The organism is Paenibacillus sp. GXUN7292 (genome assembly GCF_050864975.1).
GTDB lineage: Bacteria > Bacillota > Bacilli > Paenibacillales > Paenibacillaceae > Pristimantibacillus.
Genome location: NZ_JBOZWO010000029.1, coordinates 1 through 14,918 on the forward strand (window position 1 = coordinate 1; position 14,918 = coordinate 14,918).

Genomic DNA, 14,918 nt, shown 5'->3' on the forward strand with positions numbered 1-14,918 from the left:
CCCTTGTTGGGGATTAGCCAAGCGGTAAGGCAACGGACTTTGACTCCGTCATTCCAAGGTTCGAATCCTTGATCCCCAGCCATTTATGAGCCATTAGCTCAGTTGGTAGAGCACCTGACTTTTAATCAGGGAGTCGAAGGTTCGAGTCCTTCATGGCTCACCAGTTTTACTGGTCATATTGTAATGTGCGCGTGTGGCGGAATTGGCAGACGCACCAGACTTAGGATCTGGCGTTTAACGACGTGGGGGTTCGACTCCCTTCACGCGCACCACTACAGCTAATCAAACTCTTTGGATACTTCATCCGGAGAGTTTTTTGTTTTGCTGCGATTTTATGATTTAAGCGGTGACACATCATATGTGTACAGAGAGCGCTATTGGCTTTCTAGGCCGTTCGCTAAGCTGTCATGGATAAAATGTACATACTAAGATAGCGTGGCGCAATGGAGCGTCTGCGAGGTGATGAGGAGAAAGTTTGCTTTTTCTCGAAACCCCAGCAATTACTGGACGGATAACGAAGAACTGGAAGTATATAGTTGGAATAAATTTTTAATCGAAAAAAAGAAAAATGGTATTGCATTTTTTGATTATATTCGGTATTATATTAATGTTCTATTAAAACATGCTTCATTCACTTGATTGCATGCAATATGCGCGTGTGGCGGAATTGGCAGACGCACCAGACTTAGGATCTGGCGTTTAACGACGTGGGGGTTCGACTCCCTTCACGCGCACCACTTATGATAATTAAGCTCTTTGGACATTTTAATTAATCCAAAGAGTTTTTTTCATATGTGCACAATAGTTCAGGAGGAGAACGAGTTGCTTAAACAAATGGAGCTAGTAAGGGTTGAACGAGATTTTCTAGGAGAAAAATCAGTTCCTGCGCAGGCCTATTACGGTGTTCAAACCTTGAGAGCCGTAGATAATTTTCCAATTACCGGATATCGTATTCATGAAGGATTAATTACTGCGATGGCGATGGTGAAAAAGGCTGCGGCGCTAGCTAATGTAGATACAAAGCAAATGAGCAAAGACACGGGAGAAGCTATTGCTCAGGCTGCTGAAGAAATTATTCAAGGTCGGTGGCATGAACAGTTTATCGTTGATCCGATTCAAGGGGGCGCTGGCACTTCAATTAATATGAATGCTAACGAAGTGATCGCCAATCGCGCAATCGAGCTTCTAGGCGGTCAAAAAGGCGATTATACGATCATTCATCCTAATAACCATGTTAATATGGCCCAATCGACGAATGACAGCTTTCCGACGGCTATTCATATAGCTATTTTATCATTAGTGGACAAGCTGCTTTTAACGATGGAGGAGCTGCATCAAACGTTCCAGCTTAAGGCCGGCCAGTTCGATTCTGTTATCAAAATGGGAAGGACTCACCTCCAGGATGCCGTGCCTATTCGTCTAGGACAGGAATTCGAGGCTTACAGCCGTGTATTAAACAGGGATATCAAAAGGATTGCCAAGACGAGAGACAACCTGCTGGAGGTCAATATGGGCGCTACAGCGGTTGGTACGGGGCTGAATGCTGAGCCTGCATATATTAAGCGAGTTGTTGAAATATTGGCTCAGATTAGCGGCTATCAGCTTAAAAATGCCGAGCACCTGCCTGATGCAACTCAAAATACGGATGCCTATACCGAGGTATCAGCTGCTTTAAAAATTTGTATGATAAATATGTCCAAGGTAGCAAATGACTTAAGATTAATGGCGTCGGGGCCGCGTACAGGCCTTGCAGAAATTAACTTGCCAGCGCGCCAGCCTGGCTCCTCAATTATGCCGGGCAAGATTAACCCTGTAATATGTGAGGCAGTAAATCAAGTGGCATTCCAAGTAATCGGTAATGATCATACGATTTCACTCGCTTCGGAAGCAGGACAATTTGAGCTTAATGTCATGGAACCGGTTATGGTATTTAACTTGCTGCAATCCCTGGATATAATGAATAATGTGTTCAAAGTATTCCGTACGCATTGCTTGGAAGGCATTGTCGCAAATGCAGAAACCTGCAAAAGCTATGTTGATAACAGCGTAGGCATCATTACAGCGCTTAACCCCTATCTGGGCTATCAGACTTCAGCAAAAATCGCATCGGAAGCGATAGCAACCGGTCGGCCTGTACGTGAGTTATGCCTAGAATATAAAGTGCTGACCGAGCAAGAGCTGGATGTGATTTTAGATGCATTCCAAATGACGCAGCCGGGCATATCTGGGAAGCAGCTGCTGAAATAAATGTGATAAGGAGAGGAGCAGGTGCTGTTGGTTTCTCTCCTTTTTGTTATTGGAAAATCTTTGTTGATAATTTCTTAAAAAAAGACTTGCATTTTCCCGAAAAACTTGGCATAATATTAATGTTAGCTCATCGCCTATTGGCTTTTGACTAACTTGCCAAATGTGCGCGTGTGGCGGAACTGGCAGACGCACCAGACTTAGGATCTGGCGTCTAACGACGTGGGGGTTCGACTCCCTTCACGCGCACCACTTCATAAATGACAGCTCTCAAACCTATCGGAATGAGAGTTTTTTATTTCTAAAATAAATCGATGAGGTGCTGTAGTTAATCTCAGTGTTTATTTCATGCTTTCGACGGAGCAACTAAATACCAGTAATTAAGCTTTAAAAAGTTATGATTTTGCTGATTTTGCTAAGTGTTTTTTCATGAATTCCTAGAAAATTTCAAGCTGGTAAAACTGTTGAAATTTTTTTTGAAAAAAATAATAAAAATAGTTGCAATTCATGCGTGAAGATGATATATTATTACTTGTCGCTACGATAATGAAATTGAAGCGAAACGTTATGCGGAAGTGGCTCAGCGGTAGAGCATCGCCTTGCCAAGGCGAGGGTCGCGGGTTCGATTCCCGTCTTCCGCTCCATAATGTGCGCCCTTAGCTCAGCTGGATAGAGCGTTTGACTACGAATCAAAAGGTCAGGAGTTCGAATCTCTTAGGGCGTGCCATTCTTTTCAGGATTTACTACGGGACGTAGCTCAGCTTGGTAGAGCACCTGGTTTGGGACCAGGGGGTCGCATGTTCAAATCGTGTCGTCCCGACCATTTATAAGATGCGGGTGTAGTTCAATGGTAGAACTTTAGCCTTCCAAGCTAATAGCGTGGGTTCGATTCCCATCACCCGCTCCATAATTACGGAGCTAACAAGCCTTGCACAGCAAGGCTTTTTTTGTTTTTATAATTCGACAAACTCTAAACTAATTAGTGCTCAGGGGGGAAACTAGAGAACAAATTACACTTACTTATTCCTAACTCCTGTTTCCATTAAGTCGAAAAATTTCTCAAGTTTTTTATCTACTTAAACCCGAAAGACCCCCTAATTCCTTAGGGGGTTAAACCTGGTTAAATCTGTTACGAACGTTCTCTTTCGCGGTTTCTTAATCCAAATAATCCCGCTAAGCCAAGCAATCCAAGCCAGCTCCAGTTAAAATTGCGATTGTTATCAACAGCGGTTGTACGATAGTTGTTTCCATCTAGTCCATAAGTGTTCATTCGGTCATTTGTTACATTGTTAGTTCTGTAATTGTTCTTGTTCATACGATCATTTGTTACATTGTTAGTTCTGTAATTGTTCGTGTTCGTTACGTCATTTGGAATAAAGCTGTTCAATGGTGTACCATCATTTTTTCTAACATTGGTTTGTTGAGTCATTTGGTCATTTGTCAGTGCATAGGCTGGGACAGACAGTAAAGATAACAATATCGCAAAGGCAAAGGCAATTGTGAAAAATTTTCTCATGCGTATTCTCCTTGTTTTTTATTTGGTACAAAGATAAGTTTCCCGTATTATAAATTGAATATTCAGTGGTTATTATTGTAAATCAGGATCATTGAGATTAAACATTTTTAAATTGTGTAGTTGTTCAGGCAGCGAAAAACGAAACGAATACTTTGCAACAATGGCAAACTCTGTTTGTGGAAGGAGTACTCACGCGCCAAAGCTAACTGCATTTTCTCAGTTTGTTGAGGAAACTTAATTGGAAAACTCTTGACGTGTATCGCATGAATGCAGAGGCTGGTATCAACCAGATCAACCAGCATATGTATTGCTTGTTGCCCTGTTTGCAAGGAATGTACAACTTCAATAGATGGTCAGTCGTTCCGCTATTTGGCGCAAAATCGCAGTTTTGAGGAGGTAAAGTGACAGTCGTTCCGCTATTGGCCAATAAATCGAAGAAAAAGTCCCGTTTAGAGCCGGATAGCGGAATGTGTGTCCGCGTAATTAAGAAAATGGTGGTTTTTAGGCAAATAACGGAACGTGTGACCATGTTCATTTATTGTGAGCACGTTTGGTAAGCAAAAGAAAAATGTAACGGAGAGCAAGATTGGGATTGGAGAAGAGGTAGCATCCGACTTTATAGGCCAATCTTAACCATTAGAGTTTTATAGGTGCCCAAAAACTGGCGTACAACAGCGGTAGCAAGCTCAAACTTGATCGTAGTGCGATGGCATCGCAGTGTCACCACTTCTGTTGCTAGTTGCATCATCCACTATGAATTGTTAATCTCGCCAGCTGCGAGCACTTAAACATTTTTACATTCATCATCGTGTATTCATCATCGTGTATTCATCATCGTGTATTCTTCATTGTGTACTTTTCAAAAGCCCGAATTGTCGCACGACTTTTTGTTGCAAGGGCATATTCATTATTTTTCCCCCTTGTTGTAGCATGTCCAATCACTTCAAAAAACTTTGCATAAATTGTTATAGAAACATATTTGTTATAGAAACATATATTGTAAATTTACTTAAGGGGGGAAAGGTATGCCGGAAGATACACAAACAGAAGTATTACAAAGACTGACAAGAGTTGAGACGGTTGTTGATGGTATGAATCAAAAGCTGGATCGGGCTATACATGCAAATGAAACGGCTGTTGAAGCTCGTTCGTCGGCAAAGCAGGCACATCAAAGACTGGACAAAATCGAGGATACTCAAAAATGGCTGTGGCGTACCGCTGTAGGTGCTGTTATATTAGCGATTGCAGCTTTTATTATTAGCGGGGGCCTAAATCCTTAGATTGGTAATCGAACATACGCCTCATATACGGCCAAATAAAAGAAGCCAGTTTCCTCGTAAGGACTTGGCTTCTATTTCTCGTTCCCACTACGATCTAATGGTGACACGCGTACCTATGGGCACTAGATTAGCCAGCTGAATAACATCCTGATTATGCATTCTTATGCAGCCATGGGATACAGCATACCCTATGGAAGCAGGATTATTAGTACCGTGTATGCCATAATGAGGCCTTGATAATCCCATCCAGAATGCCCCGAAAGGTCCGCCAGGGTTAGGAGCTTTATTAATAATGGTATATTCCCCTTGTGGGGTTTGGGTCAACTCTTTGCCAATGCCGATTGGAAAAGCTCTTACAACGACGTCGTTATCGAGCAAATAAAGTTTCCGGTCTGACAAGTCAACAATGATACGGTAATTAGGCATGTAAAATATCGCCTCCTTTTTGTAGTTAGCTTATGTTAGGCGGTAGATGAAGGTGCGATTAGCTATATATTGGCGATGCTACATGACATATGCAGTGTCGATAGAAACAATATTTTCATATAATGCTATTACTTGTTCATATTATAAAAACTACATTCTAGGGGGGGGGTTGAATTGAAAGGTTTAATATTGTGTGCTGGAATGGGCTCGCGGCTGCGTCCGTTAACTTATTCCAGACCTAAACATTTATTGCCATTAATAAATAAACCGGTACTATTCTATGGAATTGAATCTATGATAGAAGCTGGAATTACGGAAATTGGAATTGTAGTGTCTCCCAGCTTTAAAAAGGTGTTTGCTGAGGCGCTGCAGCGAGTAATTCCGTCTCATATACGCATTGAGTTGATAGAACAGAATGAGCCTAAGGGCTTAGCGCATGCAGTAAGTGTAGCAAGGTCATTTACTCAGTCAGAGGAGTTTATTTTGTACCTTGGAGATAATATTATAGATGGTCCTTTAAAGCCGCTAATTGATCAATTTTATAGTGATAATTTGGACGGGCTAGTATCCGTCAGCCCTGTTGAGCATCCGGAGCGATTTGGCGTGGTAGAAATGAGTGGTAATAAGATTAGTAAAGTTGTAGAAAAGCCAAAGAATCCGCCAAGCAATTTGGCTATTAATGGCGTTTACTTGTTTAGGGAAGCTATCTATGATGCGATTGCCAAAATTGTACCTTCAGCTAGAGGAGAGTATGAAATAACAGATGCGATACAGCAGCTTATTGATGATCAATACCAGCTTGGCATTTTTCACTCGCCTTATTGGTGGAAGGATACAGGTCTTCCTCAAGATTTAATTATTTGCAATCAATATTATTTAAGCAAAATAAAAGGGATAAACAACAAGGGAATGATAGACTCAAACTCTAGCGTTTCGATATCGGCCATAATAGGAGAAAATACGAAAATAGTGAATAGTGTCATCCGCGGGCCGGTAATTATTGGTCCAAATACAACGATTGAAAATTGTTATATCGGTCCTTTTACGTCGATTGCTGAAAATGTAACGATGAACAGCTGTGAGCTGGAAAACAGCATTGTGATGGAAAATACGGTGCTTAATGAGATCCCGCATCGCATCGATGAAAGTTTGATAGGCGGAGATGTGAAGATGATGGGCAGCTCACAAATACCAAATCGCATTCATATGTGGATGGGAGATCATACTTTAATCAATTTTCCAAAATAAAGGGAAGAACGAACGGCGGTTCAGGAATACGATACCTGAACCGCCATTTTTTAAATATATATAAGTTTTGATCCGGTTATCCTGGACTAATATTTTTTCTTTTGCTGGTGCAATATTTCCTCGTAAAATTGTTTTTGCTTTTGTAATTGAATCTTTAGGTTAAAGTCGGTATTAATTTTTTCACGCGCTTTCGTTCCAAAGTCTTCCCAACGCTCGGGGTGTCCAATCAGCCATAGCATGGCATCTGTTAATTTACTAATAGCTCCTTCAGGAACGAGCAGTCCTGATACTCTGTCTGTCACTAGCTCGGGGATACCTGCATGAGTAGTTGAAATAACAGGCAATCCTGTTGCCATTGCTTCTTTCAAAGTATTGGGAATTCCTTCCTGATTGCCATTTTTATCGGTACAGCTCGGAGCACAGAAGATGTGGGCGCGATAATATTGCTCCTGAATAGTTTTGTAATTTACCCAGGGAATAATTTCAACATTTTTTTGAATACTATATTTTTTGATCAGCTTACGATACTCACTTTCAAGAGGGCCTTTGCCGATTAGGGTCAGTTTGATATTGCTATAATACTTTTTCACTTCTGCAAAAGCATGTAAGAGATCAGTGAAGCCCTTTTTCTCGACAAAACGGCCGACTGCCAAAAACCGAATCGTTTTATTAGCATCAAATTTACGTGCACGATATTCAAACCGATCTAAATCTAATCCGCCATACAATACACGAATTTTGCTTTCTGGACAACCAAGCTCCATAATGGTTTCTTTTAAATGATGACATACTGGGAAAAATAGGTCAGCGGTTTTAAATAGCTGTTTTAAACGGCTTAAGTTTTTCTTTTTCTTAGGATAGGCAGTGGCATCATTGCCACGGAAGCTGACAAATAGGGGAAGCTTATGTTTAAGCTTTAGAAACTGAAATTTTGGAGCTAATGATCCGTGATGAATATGAACCCCAACTACATTTGATTTTTTTAGAAGTGCGGGCTTTGCTTTGATTGCTTTTAAGAGAAGAATCGTCTTGTGTGGAGATTTTTTTCGAATTTCTGAAGCTTTATCAATCATCATAAGACCGCGATACCCTTCAACACTTATTATTTGCTGGGATACATGCCCATCCTCCATGGAATGTTTATGGTGCAAAATTGTGGGGGTTTTTGTCATCGGTGTTCACCTTCCCATTTAAATATTTTATTGGCATTTTTCCTGATTTGACTATGACGCTTGCTGCCGGGTATTCTTTTGCGCCTGTGCCTGCGGTATACAGCCAAATATTTTTTTTGGCAATAGCCTTTGTAGTGGCATGCCAAACGGAGCCACATGTCCCAATCCTGAGAGTACCGGTAGGACGGGTTGAATAATCCTATTTTATTGAAGCAGCTATGATGGACAACAACGGTAGAGGTCCGAATCATCATCGATCTTTTATATAAGCGATTGCGTAATTTGTGCATATCGTTGTAGCTCTTTACTTTCTTGACACGTCTTTTGCGCCCTCTTCGAGCCTCGTAATACCAGCTGTACAGAAACATGGCTTCCTGATTCGCCTCTAAAAATTGTTTGTTTTTCTCCAGCTTACGAGGAAGGAAGCGATCGTCGGAATCCAAAAATGCAATGTATTTCCCTTTAGCCAAGCGAATTCCTGTATTTCTAGCTGCGGAAGGTCCTTGATTTTTTTGATAGACATATCGAACCTGAGCTCCAAATAGGCTGACAATTTGTTTGGTCCTATCTCTAGATCCGTCATCTACAACAATAATTTCATAGTCCTTGCAGGTTTGCTTTAAGACGCTCATGATCGCTCGTTTTATAAACCGCTGCCGATTATAGGTTGGAATAATAACGCTAAAGAAAGGCATCTCGTTTATATTCTGAGTTCTCTTATCTGTAACGTCGTTACTTAATTGCTCTAACTTTTCTGCCTGTGTGGACAAATTGAAGTCCTCCTCTATTCATTTCCTTTCATTTTTTTCAGATCCCTTAAATGACGGTAGCCCTCCCTTATGCATAATTGCTCTTCCTTCTAACTTATGACCCTTTGGTAGAAAGGGTATAGACTGATGCATCTAGCACACTTATTTTTTTGCAAGAAGAAGTATTAGCCCAAGATTTTTAAAGCAATATGCATAATCTAGTAAAAAAGATTAATAGTGATGTGAAGGAAGGTGGAGATTATAAAAGCTTTAAAAAGGAATGTGGAGAAAGATTACGGCTTCAAAATAAAAAAGTGGAAAGTCATTAAAAATGTAAAGAACTCTAGCCTTGTCGTTCAAATTGTTACTAACAACGGTAAGAAGTATGCTCTAAAAAATTTGTATTTGACGCGGGCTAGACAGCAGTTTATTGCTAAGTCAGAGCAGCTGTTGGCCGATAGAGGTGTCAAGCTGGCTTCACCAGTTTTAACCCATAACGGCGAGCTGCTAATGGAATATAATAAAAACCCTTATGTGCTGTATCAATGGATTGACGGCAAAAGCGCCTCATTGCGCAATCAGGAAGATTTGGAGGCTATTGTTGAAGCGATGGCTCGTTTTCATCAAGCTTCAAAGCAGCTTCAATATCCTGATGATATGAAAATATACGGTCATGAGCATTGGGAGAACGAATACAAGGAACGAATAAAAACGATGAGAAAGTGGTCTAAAGAGCATAAATCATCCGATAGCGGCAATGCGCCTTTAATTAAGAAGTATATTGGCTTCTTTCAGAAGATGGCTTACAAAGCGCTGCAGGAGCTGCAGAACAGCCGATATGAAAGTTATTTCAACAGTGAAGCTTCAGCCAAGAGCCTGGTGCATGGAGATTTGCATAGTAATAACGTCATCGATAGTAAAAATGAAAAAGTGTTGATTGATTTTGAGGATGTTCGGTATGACTTGCCCTCCAAGGATTTGCTTCGCTTATTCAGCATGTATAGTAAAAATCATTCCTTTCAAGGGAAAACGTTCAGCGGCATGCTGGAGAAATATGAGGGTTACCATAAGCTATCCTCTGAAATTAAAAAACTTGTTTTGATTGATTTCATGTTTCCTCATATTTTTGAACGTCTGCTTCGCAAGAAAAAATATATTGGGATGGAAAACAAGGAACTCAAGCACAGACTGAAACAAGAAAAGAAAAAAGCAGCGTATGTCTACGAAAAATACTTTTCAAATAATCAAGGCACGGGGGGATAATTTTGAAAAAAATCGCATTTGTCCGAACACGATATCTTCCTCCATCTGAAACCTTTATTTACGAAGAGCTTAAAAATATTAATACGGTTAAACCGATTGTCTTTTCTCGCAAAAAAATGAACCTCGACCGATTTCCATACTCCGATATTAGAAAATTATCCCGCGGCACAAACAATATTATAAAAAGGTTCCGGCAAGAAAAAATCAAATTAATTCATGCTCGCTTCGGTAATGCAGGCGTCCGTTTAATGGAGGTGAAAAGACGGACTCGCCTGCCAATGTTGACTTCCTTTCACGGATTTGATTTGCCTGTAAAAAGAAGCAGGAAAAATTTATATCATAGAAAGCTTCCGCGATTGTTTAGAATAGGCGACCGGTTTACGGTCCCATCCTTTCATATGAGACAGAAGCTCATTAACTGGGGATGTCCTCCAAACAAAATCAATGTGATGTACAGCGGAATCGATTTGAAAAAATTCACCTATTTAAAGCGGGATCTTAAAACGGAAAATGTGGTCATTATAGCGGTTGGACGGCTTCATAAAAAGAAGGGCTTTCGTTATTTATTAAAAGCATTCAAGCAAGTAGTCGTTCAATATCCGACATCCCGTCTAATTATTGTTGGCGAGGGAGCGGAAAGAGGCAAATTATCAGAGCTCATATCAGCATTGAACCTAAAAAAATATGTAAAGCTGGAAGGCATTGTTACCCATAGCCAAATGTCTGCAATGCTCAGCCAAGCAGATATTTTCTGTCTGCCAAGTGTCACTACAAAGGAAGGCAATCAGGAGGGAATTCCTAATGCAATTAAGGAAGCGATGGCGACAGGGCTGCCGGTTGTGTCTACGCTTCACGGCGGAATTCCGGAACTCGTTGCTGATGAAAGCGAGGGACTATTAGTTCCTGAAAAAAGCGTTAAGCTGCTAGCCGAAAAGATTATGTATTTAATTGAAAATCCATCCGTTCGCAGAGAAATGGGGCAAAAGGGACGAGCAAAGGTTGAAAATAGCTTTGATTCTTCCAAGCAGGTTAGAATGCTGGAGGACATTTACAAAGAATTGATGGGAGACAACAAATAGAAGAGAGTTGATAGGTATGAATGATAATCATGACACGGAACAGGTGGATGAAAGGATGGAACAGTCCACCTTGGTAACCGTAGTGATCCCGACCTACAATCGCGCCAAATTTATTACGAGAGCAATCGATAGTATATTGAATCAAACGATGGGGCAGTGGAAGCTGCTAATTGTAGATGATGGATCAAAGGACAATACCAAATCAGTAGTGGAAAAATATATTGGGGATTCTAGAATTCGCTATGTCCGTCTAAAAGGCAATAAGGGAGTTTGCTACGCCTTAAATCATGCCTTGTCACTAGTAGACACCAAGTATTTTTCACAGCTGGACGCTGACGATTGGTATGAGAAATATACGTTGGAAGCCTGTCTTAAAAAGATGGAGAGCTCCAGCTCCAGAACAGCAGTGGTATATGGGCATGAAAAAATATGGCGGCTGGCAGGTTCTAACCGCTTGCATTATGTAGGCAAAAAAAGAAAAAAAACGATTACTGGCAAGTATCAGTTTATTACGTATCATGACATGATTTATCCGCGGTTTTATCGTACGGAAGCTCTTCGGAAGATGGGCGGCTGGTCGCATAAGGTGCCGCAAAAAGGCCGTTATGCCGAGGATCGGCAAATACTGTTAAAGCTTGCGGGTAAATTTAAATTTAAACGGGTTGACCGGACGTTGTATAACCGTCTCAAGCATAAGAGCAATAATTCACGTAAGCAAAATCGGCTGAAATACGCAAAGGTAACGAGATATCTTTATAAGTCGGCATTAAAAAGATGGGGAAATAAGTATAAGGCCAAATTTGTATGGGTAGGCGGACGATTAAAGGTAGGGAGATTGATAAAGAAATGATTACAGATGTCCCGAAAAGCAGCCAAAAGAGCGAGGATATGCTGACCACAATGGAGGTTATTGAAAAGGTTGGAGAGGCGCTTGTAGAGAGAAGGCCATTATCCGTAGTGCGTGTTGGCGACGGTGAAAATTTATGCTTAAGCCAATACAAGGTATGGCCGATTCGCAAAGTATTATCAACACGCTGGGCCAGACTGTCGAGAAGCACGAACTGGAAAGGGGTACGGCTGCCTAATGTCAGGCTTCGCGATGAGCTGATTACCTCTATTAAAAAAGCGGATATTGTAGGCATTCCCTATTACAAAGATAAGGAGATTTTAGCAAAGCAGGGGCATCTGCTCTCGCTCACACAGCGCTGCTTTGAGCAGTACAATATCCATCCCAAGCAGCTTTGCCATACTTTTGTTAATCGCCATATGGTCGAGTATCCGTTGTTCTGGGAAACGCTCAGGAGTAAAAGAATAGTTGTTATTTCACGCTGGGCTAATAAATTCAAAAATTTGGTAGGCAAAAAGTATAAAGACTTTGATATTAGCTTTGTTAAAGCGATACGTATGAACAATTATAGAGAGATACCAGCAGTGCTTGAGAAGATGAAAGCTGTCGAATGCGACATTGTATTTATTTCTGCTGGCGTTAGCGCGGTAATTTTGGCACAGCGGCTGGCTGAGGAGCAAGGGCGAATCGCGATCGATTTTGGCAAATCGGCAATATTTATGATAAGCGGCAATCATAAAGTCCGTCCATGGGACCCGAAAGCAAAATAATCAAGTCATTTTATTAGGGGGATGGGTGAATTGAAGGTAACAGTAATTGGTTCTGGATATGTCGGCACAACGACTGCTCTGGTGCTTGCTTATACTGGCCATGATGTGATTGGATTGGATGTTGATAGCAAAAAAGTAGAGAAGCTAAACAATGGAGTTCTTCCTTTTATGGAGCCGGGACTGGATAGCTTGCTTCAGGAGGCTTTAAGTAAAAAGAAAATCCAATTTACAACTGACAGCAAAAAAGCAGTTAAGCTGAGCAGCATACTGATGATAGCCGTGGGGACACCTTCCACATTAACCGGGAAGGCCGATCTTACCTACGTCCGGCAGGTGCTGGATATGATTGCCGAGCATGCGGATGAACCGAAAATTGTCGTTACAAAAAGCACGGTGCCGCTTGGCACTAATCGGTGGATCAAACAATATATGAAAGAGAAAATGGGCGAACGCCATCAGGGGATAAGTATTATATCTAACCCTGAATTTTTGCGTGAGGGCAAAGCACTCCACGACTCCTTGCATCCGGCAAGAACAGTAATCGGAGGCGAGGACAAAGCAGCAATGGCGAAGATAAAAGAAATGTATGCTCCTCTGCCTACTTCTTTTTTCACTTGCAGCTATGAAACTGCGGAGCTGATTAAGTATGCGTCAAACGGGTTTTTGGCGACGAAGATTTCCTATATTAATGAAATAGCGCGTCTGGCGGATGAAGTAGGAGCGGATATTGAGGGCGTTGTAGCAGGAATGGGGATGGATCCGCGCATTACGCCGAGCTATATGCAGGCCGGTCTTGGGTACGGCGGCTCCTGCTTTCCGAAAGATGTAGACGAATTAATTGCTTTTGCCAAGCAAAATGGCGTAGGCGCTAATTTGCTTGAGCAGGTGAAGCATATCAATGAAACACAAATCAGCTGGTTTGTTCGAAAAATGGAAGCTGTTCTTGAGCTTAAAGGAAAGAAAGTGCTAGTGCTGGGCGTTGCTTTTAAGGAAGATACCGATGATCAGCGCGAGTCTGCCGGTATACGCTTAATTGAGCATTTGCTTGAGAAAGGGGTAGATGAGATTACGATTATTGACCCTACAGTTTTTTCACCGGATCAAATTAAGTGGACGAAAGCAATGGATGATGTTCACAAGCAGCGAGTTAAGGTGACAGCTTTAAATGAGGAAGCTGCTGATGGCATTCATGCGGTATTGCTGGCTACGCCTTGGCCGGCCTTCAAGGATTATCCTTGGCAGGCTTGGGGGAAGAGAGCGGCATCGGCTTATTTATTCGATGGACGGAATTTTCTTGATCCCGAGCAAATGCGTCTAAGCGGCTGGCACTATTCTGGCGTAGCAAGGAGGGGGCAGGGATGAATATTGTCATTACCGGCGCAGCAGGCTTTATTGGCTCTCATTTAAGTGAAGCGTTGCTAGGAAGCGGCCATACGGTTATAGGGCTGGATTGTTTAGACCGCTCGTCTAACATGAGCATTAAACAGGACAATCTGAAAATTGTGTTGAACCACCCGTGCTTTAAATGGCATGACATTAATTTGCTGGATGCTGATCTGGAGCAATATATTTGCGATGCAGATGCGGTTTTTCACCTTGCCGGCATAGCAGGCGTAAGAAATAGCTGGGGAGCTTCCTTCAGCGATTATTTGCAAGCTAACGTTCTGCTTACTCAAAAAGTGCTAGAGGCGTGCAAAAAAGCTTCTGGCTTGAAAAAGCTTGTATATGCCTCTTCTTCCTCCGTTTATGGAGGAAGCGATGAGTCATACAGCTCTGAGCAATCGCCGACCAGGCCGATCTCACCCTACGGGCTGACTAAACTTGCGGGTGAGCAGCTATGTTCGCTTTATTACAAAGAGTACGGAATTCCGTTCTCGGCGATGAGATACTTTACCGTTTACGGACCTAGACAGCGGTCGGATATGGGCTTTCATCGCTTCATGAAGGCAGCTTTGCTAGATGAGCCTTTAACGATTTTCGGCAACGGTGAACAAACACGCGATTTCACTTATGTGGATGACGTAGTTGCCGCCAATATTAGCGCAATGAATTGCAGCAAGCATGGTACTGTATTTAATATCGGAGGCGTGGAAACAGCGTCTGTCAATGAGGTGCTTCATAAGATCGAAAAGTTATGCGGCAGGAATCTGCAGCTGAATTATGTAGATGAGCAACCAGGAGATCCTTTCACTACACGCGCTGACATTTCATTTGCACAGGCTGAGCTGAATTATAAACCTGTTGTTACGTTAGATGAGGGATTAGCTAGACAGTGGAAATATATTTCTGACTTATATCGTATGGAAAGAAAGTAGGTGAGCGGC

At 41.8% G+C, this 14,918-nt stretch carries 13 protein-coding genes and 9 tRNA genes; 18 read left to right on the top strand and 4 right to left on the bottom strand.

Features of this window, described 5'->3' with window-relative positions; all coding sequences use genetic code 11:
- Positions 1-7: 7 nt before the first annotated feature.
- The 10 genes from ACRRU2_RS20335 to ACRRU2_RS20380 all read left to right on the top strand — a co-directional run bounded on the left by ACRRU2_RS20335 (position 8) and on the right by ACRRU2_RS20380 (position 3,151).
- Positions 8-82: transfer RNA gene (locus ACRRU2_RS20335), tRNA-Gln, on the top strand.
- A gap of 5 nt (positions 83-87) precedes the next feature.
- A tRNA-Lys gene (locus ACRRU2_RS20340) sits at positions 88-163 on the top strand.
- A 24-nt stretch (positions 164-187) separates the two neighbouring features.
- Positions 188-272: transfer RNA gene (locus ACRRU2_RS20345), tRNA-Leu, on the top strand.
- A 380-nt stretch (positions 273-652) separates the two neighbouring features.
- Positions 653-737: transfer RNA gene (locus ACRRU2_RS20350), tRNA-Leu, on the top strand.
- A 97-nt stretch (positions 738-834) separates the two neighbouring features.
- Positions 835-2,247: an aspartate ammonia-lyase gene (aspA, locus tag ACRRU2_RS20355; RefSeq protein ID WP_432504640.1), complete on the top strand. Its 1,413-nt coding sequence runs from the start codon at positions 835-837 to the stop codon at positions 2,245-2,247.
- 164 nt (positions 2,248-2,411) lie between these two features.
- Positions 2,412-2,496 (top strand) — tRNA-Leu (locus tag ACRRU2_RS20360).
- 317 nt (positions 2,497-2,813) lie between these two features.
- Positions 2,814-2,888, top strand: a tRNA-Gly gene (locus ACRRU2_RS20365).
- Positions 2,889-2,894: 6 nt separating this feature from the next.
- Positions 2,895-2,971, top strand: a tRNA-Arg gene (locus ACRRU2_RS20370).
- Positions 2,972-2,990: 19 nt separating this feature from the next.
- Positions 2,991-3,067 (top strand) — tRNA-Pro (locus tag ACRRU2_RS20375).
- Positions 3,068-3,077: 10 nt separating this feature from the next.
- Positions 3,078-3,151: transfer RNA gene (locus ACRRU2_RS20380), tRNA-Gly, on the top strand.
- A 222-nt stretch (positions 3,152-3,373) separates the two neighbouring features.
- Here ACRRU2_RS20380 and ACRRU2_RS20385 read toward each other — a convergent pair.
- Positions 3,374-3,760 (bottom strand): WGxxGxxG family protein, encoded by a 387-nt coding sequence (locus tag ACRRU2_RS20385; RefSeq protein ID WP_432504538.1) that lies wholly within the window; start codon positions 3,758-3,760, stop codon positions 3,374-3,376.
- Between the two features lie 1,025 nt (positions 3,761-4,785).
- Here ACRRU2_RS20385 and ACRRU2_RS20390 point away from each other — a divergent pair.
- Complete coding sequence (locus ACRRU2_RS20390) at positions 4,786-5,040, top strand: hemolysin XhlA family protein (protein ID WP_331701583.1); 255 nt, start codon at positions 4,786-4,788, stop codon at positions 5,038-5,040.
- 87 nt (positions 5,041-5,127) lie between these two features.
- Here the strand turns inward: ACRRU2_RS20390 and ACRRU2_RS20395 are convergent, their stop codons facing one another.
- Entirely contained in the window at positions 5,128-5,466 is a 339-nt protein-coding gene (locus ACRRU2_RS20395) for a L,D-transpeptidase (RefSeq protein WP_432504540.1), read from the bottom strand.
- 174 nt (positions 5,467-5,640) lie between these two features.
- On the opposite strand from ACRRU2_RS20395, the gene ACRRU2_RS20400 reads away from it, so the two are divergent.
- Positions 5,641-6,714, top strand: a complete 1,074-nt coding sequence (locus ACRRU2_RS20400) for a glucose-1-phosphate thymidylyltransferase (protein WP_432504542.1) — start codon at positions 5,641-5,643, stop codon at positions 6,712-6,714.
- A gap of 86 nt (positions 6,715-6,800) precedes the next feature.
- Here the strand turns inward: ACRRU2_RS20400 and ACRRU2_RS20405 are convergent, their stop codons facing one another.
- Both ACRRU2_RS20405 and ACRRU2_RS20410 read right to left on the bottom strand, forming a co-directional pair.
- On the bottom strand, positions 6,801-7,886 hold the full coding sequence (locus tag ACRRU2_RS20405) for a glycosyltransferase (RefSeq protein ID WP_432504544.1): 1,086 nt from the start codon (positions 7,884-7,886) through the stop codon (positions 6,801-6,803).
- Positions 7,883-8,656: a glycosyltransferase family 2 protein gene (locus ACRRU2_RS20410; RefSeq protein ID WP_432504546.1), complete on the bottom strand. Its 774-nt coding sequence runs from the start codon at positions 8,654-8,656 to the stop codon at positions 7,883-7,885. The genes ACRRU2_RS20405 and ACRRU2_RS20410 overlap by 4 nt, the downstream gene beginning before the upstream one ends.
- A 231-nt stretch (positions 8,657-8,887) precedes the next feature.
- Between ACRRU2_RS20410 and ACRRU2_RS20415 the strand changes: the two genes are divergently transcribed.
- From ACRRU2_RS20415 to ACRRU2_RS20440, 6 genes are read left to right on the top strand one after another with little or no spacing between them, the layout of a single operon-like run.
- Positions 8,888-9,898, top strand: a complete 1,011-nt coding sequence (locus tag ACRRU2_RS20415; RefSeq protein WP_432504548.1) for a phosphotransferase — start codon at positions 8,888-8,890, stop codon at positions 9,896-9,898.
- Positions 9,899-9,900: 2 nt separating this feature from the next.
- Positions 9,901-10,977 (top strand): glycosyltransferase, encoded by a 1,077-nt coding sequence (locus ACRRU2_RS20420; protein WP_432504551.1) that lies wholly within the window; start codon positions 9,901-9,903, stop codon positions 10,975-10,977.
- A gap of 16 nt (positions 10,978-10,993) precedes the next feature.
- A complete protein-coding gene (locus tag ACRRU2_RS20425) occupies positions 10,994-11,827 on the top strand; it encodes a glycosyltransferase family 2 protein (RefSeq protein ID WP_331701590.1) in 834 nt (277 codons plus the stop codon).
- Complete coding sequence (locus ACRRU2_RS20430) at positions 11,824-12,594, top strand: GT-D fold domain-containing glycosyltransferase (RefSeq protein WP_432504553.1); 771 nt, start codon at positions 11,824-11,826, stop codon at positions 12,592-12,594. Before ACRRU2_RS20425 ends, ACRRU2_RS20430 begins: the two co-directional genes overlap by 4 nt.
- A gap of 30 nt (positions 12,595-12,624) precedes the next feature.
- Positions 12,625-13,956, top strand: a complete 1,332-nt coding sequence (locus tag ACRRU2_RS20435; protein WP_432504555.1) for a UDP-glucose dehydrogenase family protein — start codon at positions 12,625-12,627, stop codon at positions 13,954-13,956.
- Entirely contained in the window at positions 13,953-14,909 is a 957-nt protein-coding gene (locus tag ACRRU2_RS20440) for an NAD-dependent epimerase/dehydratase family protein (protein WP_432504557.1), read from the top strand. Before ACRRU2_RS20435 ends, ACRRU2_RS20440 begins: the two co-directional genes overlap by 4 nt.
- Positions 14,910-14,918 lie beyond the last annotated feature (9 nt).

Excerpts from the sequence above, each read along its gene's own strand:
- ACRRU2_RS20385 (WP_432504538.1), bottom strand. The coding sequence starts at position 3,760 with ATGAGAAAATTTTTCACAATTGCCTTTGCCTTTGCGATATTGTTATCT.
- ACRRU2_RS20430 (WP_432504553.1), top strand. The coding sequence starts at position 11,824 with ATGATTACAGATGTCCCGAAAAGCAGCCAAAAGAGCGAGGATATGCTG.
- ACRRU2_RS20405 (WP_432504544.1), bottom strand. The coding sequence starts at position 7,886 with ATGACAAAAACCCCCACAATTTTGCACCATAAACATTCCATGGAGGAT.
- ACRRU2_RS20390 (WP_331701583.1), top strand. The coding sequence starts at position 4,786 with ATGCCGGAAGATACACAAACAGAAGTATTACAAAGACTGACAAGAGTT.
- aspA (WP_432504640.1), top strand. The coding sequence starts at position 835 with ATGGAGCTAGTAAGGGTTGAACGAGATTTTCTAGGAGAAAAATCAGTT.
- ACRRU2_RS20440 (WP_432504557.1), top strand. The coding sequence starts at position 13,953 with ATGAATATTGTCATTACCGGCGCAGCAGGCTTTATTGGCTCTCATTTA.
- ACRRU2_RS20425 (WP_331701590.1), top strand. The coding sequence starts at position 10,994 with ATGAATGATAATCATGACACGGAACAGGTGGATGAAAGGATGGAACAG.
- ACRRU2_RS20395 (WP_432504540.1), bottom strand. The coding sequence starts at position 5,466 with ATGCCTAATTACCGTATCATTGTTGACTTGTCAGACCGGAAACTTTAT.